Origin of the sequence: Actinoalloteichus hymeniacidonis (genome assembly GCF_014203365.1) — a bacterium.
GTDB lineage: Bacteria > Actinomycetota > Actinomycetes > Mycobacteriales > Pseudonocardiaceae > Actinoalloteichus_A > Actinoalloteichus_A hymeniacidonis.
The window spans coordinates 3,313,125-3,325,380 of record NZ_JACHIS010000001.1; the positions used below are offsets into that span (position 1 = coordinate 3,313,125).

Below are 12,256 nucleotides of genomic sequence, written 5' to 3' on the forward strand. Positions count from 1 at the left end.
CTCCCCGGCGCCCACCCGAGTAAGGCGACGATCGCGAACGGCGGATGACCACCGCCGGTGCGGCACGAGGGCGCGACGGCATGTCGACGGTCGGGTCGACCCGGGGGCGGTGGTGATCGGCTCCCCCACCGATCATCACCGCCCCCATCGACGCCCACCCGGCAACCGACCGGCCGCCTGCTTCCCGGGTCACCGCCGGGGATCGACCAGGACCTTCGCGTGCCTGCTCTGCCCGGATTCCAACTCCGCCAGGATCCGTTCCAGGTCATCCAGGCCGACCGTTCCGGTGTGCAGTTCCTGGGTGCGCACCGAGCCGTCGGCGATGGCCCGCATCGCACCGAGGAAGTCCTCGTGGTTGTAGGCCAGCGAGCCCACCACCGTCAGCTCGCGCATCTGCCAATCGGCGTAGCTCACCTCGGAAGACACCATCGGGAATCCCAACAGGGCCAACCGGCCGCCCCGGCGCACGAGTTCGCCGGAGGACTGCAGTAGCCCTGCCACCCCGCTGCACTCGTACACGATGTCGGCGCCGAGACCGCCGGAGACCTGGCCGACTCGTGCGACGAAGTCGGACCCCGGGCTGTGTACCTCGGCGAAGCCCAAGGCCCGAGCCGTCGCCCGCCGATCGGCGGACGGCTCCACCACCAGCACCATCCCGGCACCCGCATGGCGGGCGTGCTGCGCGGTGAGCAGTCCGATCGGTCCGGCCCCCTGCACGACCACGATCGCACCGAAGGGTTGCCTGGCGCGTTTGACGGCGTGAAAGGTCACGGCGGTCGGTTCGACCAGGGCGGCCTGCTCCTGACTGAGCCCATCGAGGACGCGCATCACCCGCCGCGCGGAGACCGCCAGTTCGGTGGCGAATCCACCCCATTGCGGTGCGTCGTCGGTGACGCCGTTGGCCTCGGCGAAGGCCGTGTCACAGTGGTCGGGATTGCCGAGTCTGCATTGTGCGCAGTGGCCGCAGGCCGGGCCGACGCAGGCCACCACCCGGTCGCCCACGGCGAAATCCGTGACCTCGGCACCCACCGCGCGGATGGCGCCCGTCCACTCGTGGCCGAACACCGAGGGCGGCACGAGTCCACCCGAGGCGTAGGCGTGGGTGTCGGTGCCGCAGACCCCGCAGTAGGTGATGGAGACGACGACGCCGTCGGCGGCAGGTTCGAGCCGCTCGGCGGTCTCCCGGATCTCCACGGCACCCGGTGCGGTGACGACGGCGTAACGCGCGGACTCCGAACTGGTCCTGGCACTCATACCAGCGAGTTTATGGCGATCGGCCCAGTCGGCAGCGCGAGCGCCGATTCCGCCGCCCGCCGATCGGCGTTGCTCGGGCGGGTCGCGGTCAGACGGTCGGTCCCGGCTCCCGGCTCACACGACCTGTTCGGTGATGCCACCCTCGGCGACCTCGATGCGGCGATTCACCCGTACCGCGTCGAGCATTCGACGGTCGTGGGTGACCAGGAGCAGGGTCCCGGTGTAGGAGTCCAAGGCCGATTCGAGCTGTTCGATCGCGGGCAGGTCGAGGTGGTTGGTCGGCTCGTCGAGGACGAGCAGGTTGACCCCCCGGGCTTGCAGCAGGGCCAGAGCCGCGCGGGTCCGCTCCCCCGGCGACAACGAGGACGCTGGCCGGAAGACGTGCTCGGCGACCAGCCCGAACTTCGCCAACAGGGTGCGGATCTCATCCGGTGGCGGGCCGGGTAGCTCGGCGCGAAAGGCCTCCAGCAACGGCATGTCACCCAGGAACAGCGCCCTGGCCTGGTCGACCTCGCCGACGACCACCCCGGAACCGAGCGCCGCAGATCCCGTCTCCGGTTCGAGCCTGCCCAGCAACGCCGCGAGCAGGGTGGACTTGCCCGCCCCGTTGGCCCCGACGATCGCGACGCGATCGGCCCAGTCGATGTGCAGGTCGATCGGTCCGAGGCCGAAGGTCCCACGCCGCAACACCGCACCCCGCAGGGTCGCCACGATCGCACCCGATCGGGGGGCCGTGGCGATCGACATCTGCAGTTCCCACTCTTTCCGAGGCTCCTCGACGACATCGAGTCGTTCGATCAGCCGCTCGGTCTGGCGGGCTTTCGCCGCTTGCTTCTCGGTGGACTCGGAACGGAACTTGCGGCCGATCTTGTCGTTGTCGCCGGACTTCCGTCGCGCGTTCTTGACGCCCTTCTCCATCCAGGCGCGTTGGGTGCGGGCCCGCGCGGCCAACGCGTCCCGGGTGTCGGCGTACTCCTCGTAGTCCTGTCGGGCGTGGCGGCGGAGTCGTTCGCGCTCGGCGAGGTAGGCGTCGTATCCGCCGCCGTAGAGGTGCACCCGCTGTTGGGCCAGGTCGAGTTCCAACACCTTGGTGACGGTCCTGGCCAGGAACTCCCGATCGTGGCTGACCAACACCGTGCCCGCCCGCAGGCCGTTGACGAACCGTTCCAACCGGTCCAGTCCGTCGAGGTCGAGGTCGTTGGTCGGCTCGTCGAGCAGGAAGACGTCGTACCGGCTCAGCAGCAGCGAGGCCATTCCCGCCCTGGCCGCCTGACCACCGGAGAGCGCCGTCATGTGCCGGTCGAGATCGACGTCGAGACCGAGTTGCCCGGTGATCTCCTCAGCGCGTTCCGCGAGGTCGGCGCCGCCGAGGGCGAGCCAGCGGTCGAAGGCGGTCTCGTAGGCGTCGTCGGCGCCCGGGGCGCCTTCGGTGAGTGCGGCGACCGCGGCGTCCAGCGCGGTCTGTGCCGAGGTGACACCGGTGCGTCTGGCGAGGAAGTCCCGGACCGTCTCGCCGGGTCGCCGCTCTGGTTCCTGCGGTAGGTGGCCGACGGTCGCGCTGGGCGGGTTGAGGGTGATGGTCCCCTGATCGGGAGTGCCCAGTCCGCCGAGTAGCCGCAGCAACGTCGATTTGCCTGCGCCGTTCACCCCGACCAGACCGATGACGTCGCCGGGCGCGACCACGAGGTCGAGTCCGCTGAACAGCAGATGGTCGCCGAAACCGGCCGCGAGGTCCTTGGCGACGAGAGTTGTACTCATGAGGCGTCCGATCCTAATCGGCGCGCCCCGATATCCCCGGCAAGCCCTCGACGTGCCTGCGCCCTCGGCGCACGTCGCCGCACCCGTCGGTGCGGCGACCGTCTCGGCGGCTCAGCAGGCGCGGGCCCAGGTGCATTCCAGTGCCGATTCGTCGACGGGGGTGCGCGGATCGTCGACGGGCAGCCGAATCTCGGGTGTGGACAGTGTCTCGACGTCGATCACGCGGTCCTGCTCGCCCGCATAGCGGGCCAGCCGCAGCGCGACGAGATCCTCGATGTCCTTGGGGCTCGCGCCGAGGTAGTTGTTGAACACCACCGAGAAGACCAGCTCCTCACCGGAGGCGGCCGTGACATAGCCGGACAGCCCCGTGACACCGGTGAGCGAGCCGGTCTTGGCGTGCACGTTGCCCGCCGCCTCGGTGCCCGCCAACCGATTCCGCAGGGTGCCGCCGACCAGCCGGTCGGACTCGCCTGCGATCGGCAGGGACTCGTACCAGTCCGAGAACCACGGTCGGTCGCCTGCCGCGACCAGCAGCGTGGTGAGCTGGTCGGCCGTCACCATGTCCATCCTGGAGAGACCCGACCCGTCGACCAGTCGGTAGTCGGCGGCAGGCAGACCGAGGTCGGCGAGCGTGTCGGTCAGCACCGCGCCGCCGGCCCGCCAGCTTCCCGAGGCGCCGTGCTCGGCGCCCATCGCCTTGACCAGCACCTCGGCGTGACCGTTGTTGCTGAGCTTCATGAACGGCACCATGAGCTCGTCCAGCGGCATCGAGTCGTGCTCGGCCAGCACCTCGGCATGCTCGGGTGTGCTGCCCCGGACGACATCGCCGAGCACTCGGACGTCGTGATCGGCCAAGGCCCGGTGGAACACGTCGGCCGCGTAGTCGGTCGGTTCCCAGACCGTGCTCCAGTCCTGGGTGGGAGCACCGTCGAGCGCGATGCTGCCGTCGACGCGGATGGCGTTGCCGCCGCGTTCCCGGTGCACCGTGATGGCCTCGGTGCTGCCCGCTGCCGAGGTCGTCGCGCGGACGTCCACGGTGACGTGGTCGGTGGGCGGTTCGACGGTGACCTCCGGCGGGGCGCCCTCCTCGGCGCCGGGCGCGACCTCCACGATCACCGTTCCCGCGTCGTAGTCGGTGTCCGGGGCGACGGTGAGGGCGGAGATCTGCGCCGAGTAGTAGTAGGGCTCGTCGTCCCAGGCCCAGCCGGTGCCCAGCCGCACATCGTCGAACCAGGTGTCGTCGGCGACGAGGTCGCCGCGCACCAGATCGATGCCCGCGTCGGCGATGTCGGCGGCCAGTGCGTCGTAGTCCTCGGCGAGCAGGGTCGGATCGCCGGTCCCGCGCAGATACAGGTCGCCGTTGAGCACCCCGCCGTAGCGCCGGGCCGGACTGCTGACCTCGGTGCGGAATCGGTAGTCCGGTCCGAGGGCCTCCAGCGCGGCGACGGAGGAGAGCAGTTTCGCGTTGGACGCGGGCAGCAGCAGCTCCTCGGCTCCGCGTTGGTAGAGGGTCTCGCCGTCGGCGACGGTGCGCACCACCACGCCCACGCCCGCACCGTCCAATCGGGAGTCGGCGAGGATGCGATCCAGATCCGAGGCCAGGGCTTGATCGCCGATGGGTTCGGTGCTGCCCGCCATGCCGGGCAGCGCAAGTAGTCCTATGAGCGAAACCGCGGTCACCGCCGCGCCCACGTAGTGCAACCGACTGGTCATCGCAGCCTCCGAAAGGGGGCGATCCCGAAGTGATCGGACAGTCGACATTAGGCATGTCCGGGTGAACCGGTCAACGCATCGACCGCAGGCAACCCGCCGAATGGCGAATAGCGGACCCCTGATGGAGTGAGCGGGACGGTCGCCTCTGTCGAGTGAAGTCCACCGGGATCGACTGCCGGGCCCGGCGAGTTCTGCGATCTTTGAGAAACCGCAGAGATCGTCACCATCGGCGACATCCCGGGAATGCGCCGAAGCACGCGATGGCCGAGCGGCGGGCGCGTCACCTCGCGTCGGTCGCTCTCGTCGACGACGAGTCCGAGTCTCGACTCCCCCGAGGACCAGCTGCCCGACCGAGGTCGGATCCGGTCGTCTCGGGGTGAGCCTGCGCGAGTCCGCTGTTCCAACCGGGGAGGTATGTGGTGCTGCGACGCGAACACGGACCTGGATCGATCCGGGGCTCCGGCCGGGCGCGGAGTGCAGGGGTCGGTCGGTTCGCCGCGAGCCTGCCGTGCGTCGGCTCGACCGAGGCGCCTGCCCGCAGTATCGAACCGGGCCGGGTGCTCGACCGGGTGCCCTGGGGCTGGCCCCTCGAGCATGCGCATTGGACGTCCGCGCCACGAGGTCGTCCCCCGGGCAGGCCCAGCGAGCGCGGACGTGATCGGCCCGATACGAGCCCGCCGTCCCGGCGCGGATTGCGACGGCGCCGGAACTAGCGCGTGGTGGATCGCGATCGACATCGTGGTCCGCCTTTCTGACGAGGCCGCCGACACCCCGAGTCGGCGGCCTCGTCGCGTCATGCCCGACGCTTTGCGACGAACCGCACTCGGCCGACGGTTCGAGGACCGTCGGCGCTGTCGTGTCGCCGCTCGGATACCCACCGTTGTGAGGAACGTCCCTTGTCTTACGGCCGCTCGTCCCGCAGCATCCTCGTGAAAGATCTTTTCTCGGGAAGGACGACCCACTGCGATGACCGCCAGCACGAGCGAAGCGTGGATACGACGTTTTCATCCGACCTCGACCGCGCGAGCGCGTCTGCTCTGCCTGCCGCATGCGGGTGGGGCCGCAAGCTACTTCTTCCCGCTCTCCCGAGGTCTGTCGCCACAGATCGAGGTACTCGCCGTGCAGTACCCGGGCAGGCAGGACCGGCGGTCCGAGCCCTGCGTCGAGACCGTGGAGGAGTTGGCCGAGCGTCTGGTCGAGGTCGTGCTGCCCTTCCAGGACAAGCCCTTGGCGCTCTTCGGCCACAGTCTGGGCGGCTCGGTGGCCTTCGAGCTGGCCGCACGACTGGAGGCGCATGGAGTGGTGCCGACGACCTTGTTCGTCTCCGGCAGACGGGCCCCGAGCGCCATCCGGGAGAACGAGACCGCGCACCTGCGTGACGATGCGGGCTTGATCGACGAGATCAAGCAACTCGCGGGCACCGACGACGGATTATGGGACGACAAGGAGATGGTGGCGCTGGTGCTGCCCGCCATCCGCAACGACTATCGCGCGGCGGAGACCTACCGGCCGGAGCACCACACCCGCATCGCCGCGCCGATCCACGCGCTGCTCGGGGACGACGATCCCAAGGCGAACGTGAACGAGGTCCAACGCTGGGCCACTCACACGACGGGCGGCTTCGAGCTCGACGTCTACCCGGGCGGGCACTTCTACTTGAACGACCATGCACCTGCCCTGATCGAGCACATCGCGAACAGGTTGACCGGGCGCGTCACCACCGGAAGCTGATCGACCGGGCACGTCGGAACAGCCGACGTGCCCGACTGCCTCGCCGACCGATCGATCGGCAGCCGCGCGACGAGGTCGCGAGACGGACACCGGAGAATGCGGGAACCCCATCCGCCGAGAGGGAGATCGTGATCAAGCAGATCCTGCCGTCCGAGGTGGTCGCGGTGGATGTGCGGGAGGACCCGCCGGAGGCGACGCTGTTTCCCGAGGAGGAGGCTTTGGTCGCCGCCGCCGTGGAGAAGCGGCGCCGCGAGTTCCGCACCGTGCGGCACTGTGCCCGGCTCGCGCTGGCCGAACTGGATGTGCCGCCGTCGCCGTTGCTGCGTGGCGAGCGCGGGGCACCGATCTGGCCTGCGGGAATCGTGGGAAGCATGACGCACTGTGCCGGATATCGGGCCGCCGCGGTGGGCCGGTCAGAGGTGGTCTCGACGATCGGGATCGACGCCGAGCCGCACGACAGGCTGCCCGACGGAGTACTGGACGCGGTCTCGCTGCCCGCCGAGCGCGTCCGGCATGCCGCGTTGGCCGGGGCGGACGCCACCGTGCATTGGGACCGGATCCTCTTCAGCGCCAAGGAGAGCGTCTACAAGGCGTGGTTCCCGTTGACCGGCCGGTGGCTCGGTTTCGAGGATGCCGACATCACGATCGACGCCGAAGCGGGGGCCTTCCAGGCCCGGCTACTCGTCCCCGGCGACACCGCCGAAGGCCTGTATCTGACCGGGTTCGCGGGCCGATGGCTGGTTCAGGACGGCGTGGTGACCACGGCGATCGCCGTACTGCGCTGACGCCCGCCGTCCTCACCGTGGCCCTCGGACACACGACGTTCGCCTGATCGGCGCGGTGGAGCGGTGTCGGCTCCCGACCCGATCGGGCCCCCGTGACCCGGGCCACGGCGGAAATCTCGAACCAACCCGGATACTTAGGTTAGTCTAACCTTCATTATCCGCCGGGCGTTGATCGCGCGTGGCACGGAAACCGGGTCGAGCGCGCTCGCATTATGCCTCGCCCGCCGTCGGCCGCTGCCCACGCCGTCAACCGGGACGAGAACGAGGACCATCGCATGAACTCCGCCCTTGGCCGGTTACGCACGACCTCGGTGCTGATCGCCGCCGCACTCGTGGGACTCGCGGGCTGCGGTGCAGGCAACGACACCGGCACCGACACCACCGGAGGCGAGAGCGAGGGCGCGGTCACCATCCAGAGCGCACTCGGCGACGCCGAGATCCCCGCCGACCCGCAACGCGTCGTGACCCTCGGCCAGGGCTCCGCCGAGACCGCCATCGCCCTCGGCCGGATCCCCGTCGGCGTCGAGAGCTACGAATGGGGCAGCGACGAGACCGGCTACCTGCCCTGGGTGCACGAGGCGATCACCGAGGCAGGCGGGGAGCTTCCGACACTGTTCACCGGCGGTGAGGACATCGACTTCCCCGCCATCGTGGAGTTGGCCCCCGACGTGATCCTCGCCCCCTGGTCGGGCATCACCCAGGAACAGTTCGACATCCTCAGCGACATCGCGCCCACGGTCGCCTACCCCGACCTGGCCTGGAGCACCGACTGGGACGAGCAGATCGAGATCATCGGACGCGCCCTGGGCATGCCCGACGAGGCCGAGGAACTGATCACCACCATCGACGAGCAGTTCGCCGAGGCGGCGGCCTCCCGCCCCGAGTACGCCGACGTCACCTTCTCCTACATCTACACCAACGGCCCTGGCACCCTCGGTGTCTTCCTGCCGGACGAGCAACGCGTCGCGATGGTCCGCAACCTCGGGCTCACCGTCGACCCGATCGCGGAGAGCTTCCCGGAGACGGAGGGAACCGACTCGGCGTTGATCGGACTGGAACAGGCCGACCAGTTCGGCGACAGCGACCTGATCTTCACCTTCTACTCCGACCCCGAGACCCGGGAACAGATCGAGGCACAGCCGCTCTACGGCTCCATCCCCGCCGTCGAACGCGATTCCCTGGTCGCCAGCGACGAGAACCCCTTCGTCACCGCATCCTCCATGATCAACCCGCTGACCGTGCCGTGGGCGATCGACCGCTACCTGCCGCTGATCGACGACGCGATCAGCCGAATCGACTAGCCGGACCAGCCCCGACGTGACCTCCGCCCCCACCACCACCCGACCACGCGCCGCCCGACACGCCACCGCACGCACCGGCCGCTATCCCCTGCTGCTGGCCGCCTGCCTGGCGCTGTTGGGCGGGGCGGTCCTCGCCAGCCTGATCCTGGGCTCCCGCGTGACCACACCCGCCGATGTCCTCGCCGTGTTCGACGGCACGGCAGACCCATACCTGGTCACGGTCATCGAGAGTCGCTACCCGCGCACCCTGCTCGGCATCCTCGCCGGCGCCGGACTCGCGATCGCGGGCACCCTCCTCCAGGCCATCACCCGCAACCCACTGGCCGAACCGGGCCTGCTCGGGATCAACATGGGCGCGGCCGCAGGCATCGTGACCGCCACCGCGTTCCTCGGGGTCCAGGGCGCGACGACCACCGTGTGGTGGGCCCTGCCCGGCTCGATCCTGGCCGGACTGTCGGTCTACCTCATCGGCGCGGCCGGACCGGGCGCAGGCCTCGTGCGGCTGGTCCTGGCCGGCGCGGTGGTATCGGCCGTCCTCGCCGCCTACATCCAGGCGGTCACCCTCAGCCTCCCCGAGGCCTTCGACGGCTACCGCCACTGGGTGGTCGGCTCGCTGGCGGGCCGAGACTTCGACCTGGTGTCCTCCGTCCTGCCGATCCTGCTCGTCGGCCTGGCCATCGGCGTCGTGTGCAGCCCCGCACTCAACGCCCTCGCCCTCGGCGACGAGACGGCGGCCTCACTGGGCGTCAACGCCACCGTCGTACGAGCAGCAGGACTACTGGCAGCCATCCTGCTCAGCGCGGCGTCGACCGCCGCAGCAGGCCCCATCGCGTTCGTCGGCCTCGCCGTCCCCCATATCGTGCGCGCACTGGTGGGCATCGACTTCCGCAGGCAGATCCCCTGTGCCCTGCTGCTCGGACCGACACTGCTGCTCGCCGCCGACGTGATCGGCCGCGTGCTGCTGCGCCCCCAGGAATTGATGGTCGGCGTGGTCGCCGCCTTCGCGGGCGCACCGTTGCTGCTGCTGACCGTACGGCGAATGCGCGGTGACGCATGACCACCCACCTCGACCGGACCCGCCGACACCGCCGCCCCGGCCTGCGACTCGGCTCGGCCGTCATGCTCCCGATCCGGCCCCGCTCCGCGATGGTCGCACTGTCGCTTGTGGCGGCCACGCTCATCGGCGCCACCGCGACACTCACCCTGGGCACCCTCGGCGTCGCACTCGCCGACCTGGCCCGCCTGGCCACCGGCGACCTCGACCCGCAGACGGCGTTCGTACTCGAACGACTGCGTGGCCCTCGCCTCGTCGTCGCGATCGGCACCGGCTTCGCACTGGGACTGGCGGGCGCCCTCTTCCAATCCGTGGCCAGGAATCCGCTCGGCAGCCCCGACGTGATCGGCGTCGGCAACGGCGCGGGCGCGGGCGCCGCCTTCTTCGGACTGCTGATCCCCGGGTTGATCCCGGTCCCCGTGGGCGCCGTGATCGGCGGCGCGGGCGCGGCCCTGCTGGTGTACTTCTCCACCGGCACCGGATTCCGCAACCCCGGCCGGCTCATCATCGCGGGCATCGGCGTGGCCGCGATGGCGACGGCCTTCACCCATTACGTGGTGTTCGTGGTCGCCCGCGATCAGGCCACGGTGCTCTCGGCCTACCTCAACGGCAGCCTCGCATCCCGTTCCTGGGAGCACGCCCTGACGATCGGACTCGCACTGCTGGTGCTGATCCCCTTCGTGATCGTCCTGGCCGACCGTGTCTCGATCACCGAGATGGGCGACGAGCTGGCCGACGGGCTCGGCGCCAACCCACGTGCGGCCAGGGCATGGGCGATCGTGCTGTCGGTGTTGCTGTCCGCGGCCGCCGTCAGCGTCGCGGGACCGATCTCCTTCATCGCCCTCACCGCACCGAACATCGCCAAACGGCTCTCGCGCAGCCCCGGCCCGAACCTCGTGCTCTCGGCGTTGACCGGGGCGTTGCTGCTGGTGCTGGCCGATCTGGGTGCGCAGCACTCCCCGCTCGGCGACGGCCTGCCGGTGGGCATCTTCACCATGGGAATCGGCGGGGTGTATCTCGGGTTCCTGTTGATCCGCGAATGGCGAAAGGGCGCGCTATGACACTGCACCCCGACACGGAGGCCGGCGAGCGCTCCGATGCCGCAGGCACCGCGCCGTGCTGCCTGCGCGCCGACGGCGTGACACTCGGCTACGGCCGAGATCCCGTGGTGCGCGAACTGAGCCTGGACATCCCCACCGGCGGTCTGACCGTCGTCATCGGGCCGAACGGGTGCGGCAAATCCACCCTGCTCAAGGCGCTCGGCCGAGTGGTGGTGCCGACCGAGGGCCGGATTCTGCTGCACGGCACGAATCTGCGTGGTCTGCGGGGCAAGGCCGTCGCGCGCCGTCTCGCCCTGCTGCCGCAGAACCCGATCGCCCCCGAACGCATCACCGTCCGGGAGTTGGTCGGCCGCAGCCGCTACCCGCACCACTCGCTGTTGCGGCAGTGGAGCGACGCCGACGACGTGGCGGTGAACCGGGCACTGGAACGCACCGACCTCGTCGCCAGCGCCGATCACCCGGTCGGCGAGTTGTCCGGCGGCCAACGCCAACGAGCCTGGTTCGCGATGGTCCTCGCGCAGGAGACCGACATCGTGCTGCTCGACGAGCCGACGACCTTCCTCGACATCGCCCACCAGTTCGATCTCCTCGAACTGTGCGCCCAGCTGCATCGCGACGGACGCACCATCGTGGCGGTGCTGCACGACCTGAACCAGGCCGCCCGCTACGCCACCCACCTCGTCGTCATGAACGCCGGGACCGTGGTGGCCCAGGGTCCGCCCGCCGAGGTGCTGACCGCAGAGCTGGTGACGACGGTCTTCGGACTGGACTGCGATGTCATCGCCGACCCGCATTCCGGAAGTCCCCTGGTCATCCCGATGCCCCGCCCACTGGCCGACCAGACGAACGCCTGACGGGCGGCAGTCCGGCGTGGCGGCCCTATTCGAACCGCGAGGGGTCGCCCGCACCCCGGCGAACGATGACCGGCTCGTCCTCGGAGAAATCGATCACCGTGGTCGGCTCCGTCCCACAGTCCCCCGAGTCGATCACCGCGTCCAGGCTGTGGTCCAACTCCTCCTTGATCTCCCAACCCTGGGTCAACGGCTCCTCGTGATCAGGCAGCAGCAGAGTGCTGGACAACAACGGCTCGCCGAGCTCGGCCAGCAACGCCTGAGTCACGACGTGATCGGGAATCCGCACACCGACCGTCTTCTTCTTCGGATGCAGCAGCCTGCGCGGCACCTCCTTCGTCGCGGGCAGAATGAAGGTGTACCCACCAGGCGTGGAGGCCTTGACCGCCCGGAACACCGCATTGCCCACGTGCACGAACTGCCCGAGCTGCGCGAAATCCCGGCACATCAGGGTGAAATGGTGCCGATCGTCGAGCCGTCTGATCGCCCGGATCCGATCGAGGCCGTCCCGGTTGCCCAGCTGCACGCCCAACGCGAAGCAGGAATCCGTCGGATACGCGATCAGCCCGTCGGACCGCACCAGGTCGACCACCTGCCCGACCGTGCGCCGCTGCGGGTTCTCTGGATGCACATCGAAATACTTCGCCATCCCAGGAGCTTAGGGGTGTCGGTGTGCGGCGGGGGATCACGTCGCGGCGAGTGCGGTGGGCGGCGGGATCGGTCGACCTGTCGAGATCGATGTTGGTGG

The 12,256-nt window shown here is 69.8% G+C and carries 10 protein-coding genes; 6 read left to right on the top strand and 4 right to left on the bottom strand.

Going from position 1 to position 12,256, the window contains the following annotated elements; all coding sequences use genetic code 11:
- Nucleotides 1–189: 189 nt before the first annotated feature.
- The 3 genes from BKA25_RS13500 to dacB all read right to left on the bottom strand — a co-directional run bounded on the left by BKA25_RS13500 (nucleotide 190) and on the right by dacB (nucleotide 4,725).
- A complete protein-coding gene (locus BKA25_RS13500; protein ID WP_069849377.1) occupies nucleotides 190–1,254 on the bottom strand; it encodes a zinc-dependent alcohol dehydrogenase in 1,065 nt (354 codons plus the stop codon).
- Nucleotides 1,255–1,368: 114 nt separating this feature from the next.
- The gene (locus BKA25_RS13505) at nucleotides 1,369–3,012 is read right to left on the bottom strand and encodes an ABC-F family ATP-binding cassette domain-containing protein (RefSeq protein WP_069849375.1); all 1,644 of its coding nucleotides are present in this window, start codon (nucleotides 3,010–3,012) and stop codon (nucleotides 1,369–1,371) included.
- A 111-nt stretch (nucleotides 3,013–3,123) separates the two neighbouring features.
- Complete coding sequence (gene dacB, locus BKA25_RS13510; protein ID WP_236750826.1) at nucleotides 3,124–4,725, bottom strand: D-alanyl-D-alanine carboxypeptidase/D-alanyl-D-alanine endopeptidase; 1,602 nt, start codon at nucleotides 4,723–4,725, stop codon at nucleotides 3,124–3,126.
- Between the two features lie 966 nt (nucleotides 4,726–5,691).
- Between dacB and BKA25_RS13515 the strand changes: the two genes are divergently transcribed.
- The 6 genes from BKA25_RS13515 (at nucleotide 5,692) to BKA25_RS13540 (ending at nucleotide 11,511) form a co-directional block, all read left to right on the top strand.
- Nucleotides 5,692–6,456, top strand: a complete 765-nt coding sequence (locus tag BKA25_RS13515) for a thioesterase II family protein (protein ID WP_069849372.1) — start codon at nucleotides 5,692–5,694, stop codon at nucleotides 6,454–6,456.
- 128 nt (nucleotides 6,457–6,584) lie between these two features.
- Nucleotides 6,585–7,241, top strand: coding sequence for a 4'-phosphopantetheinyl transferase family protein (locus tag BKA25_RS13520; protein ID WP_069849370.1), 657 nt, complete (start codon nucleotides 6,585–6,587; stop codon nucleotides 7,239–7,241).
- Nucleotides 7,242–7,516: 275 nt separating this feature from the next.
- Nucleotides 7,517–8,542, top strand: coding sequence for an iron-siderophore ABC transporter substrate-binding protein (locus tag BKA25_RS13525; RefSeq protein ID WP_069853669.1), 1,026 nt, complete (start codon nucleotides 7,517–7,519; stop codon nucleotides 8,540–8,542).
- 16 nt (nucleotides 8,543–8,558) lie between these two features.
- Complete coding sequence (locus tag BKA25_RS13530; RefSeq protein ID WP_069849368.1) at nucleotides 8,559–9,599, top strand: FecCD family ABC transporter permease; 1,041 nt, start codon at nucleotides 8,559–8,561, stop codon at nucleotides 9,597–9,599.
- Nucleotides 9,596–10,657 (top strand): FecCD family ABC transporter permease, encoded by a 1,062-nt coding sequence (locus BKA25_RS13535; RefSeq protein WP_069849367.1) that lies wholly within the window; start codon nucleotides 9,596–9,598, stop codon nucleotides 10,655–10,657. Before BKA25_RS13530 ends, BKA25_RS13535 begins: the two co-directional genes overlap by 4 nt.
- Nucleotides 10,654–11,511, top strand: coding sequence for an ABC transporter ATP-binding protein (locus tag BKA25_RS13540; protein WP_216637829.1), 858 nt, complete (start codon nucleotides 10,654–10,656; stop codon nucleotides 11,509–11,511). Before BKA25_RS13535 ends, BKA25_RS13540 begins: the two co-directional genes overlap by 4 nt.
- A 25-nt stretch (nucleotides 11,512–11,536) precedes the next feature.
- Here BKA25_RS13540 and BKA25_RS13545 read toward each other — a convergent pair whose 3' ends face one another.
- Nucleotides 11,537–12,157: an L-threonylcarbamoyladenylate synthase gene (locus tag BKA25_RS13545; RefSeq protein ID WP_069849366.1), complete on the bottom strand. Its 621-nt coding sequence runs from the start codon at nucleotides 12,155–12,157 to the stop codon at nucleotides 11,537–11,539.
- Nucleotides 12,158–12,256: the final 99 nt, after the last annotated feature.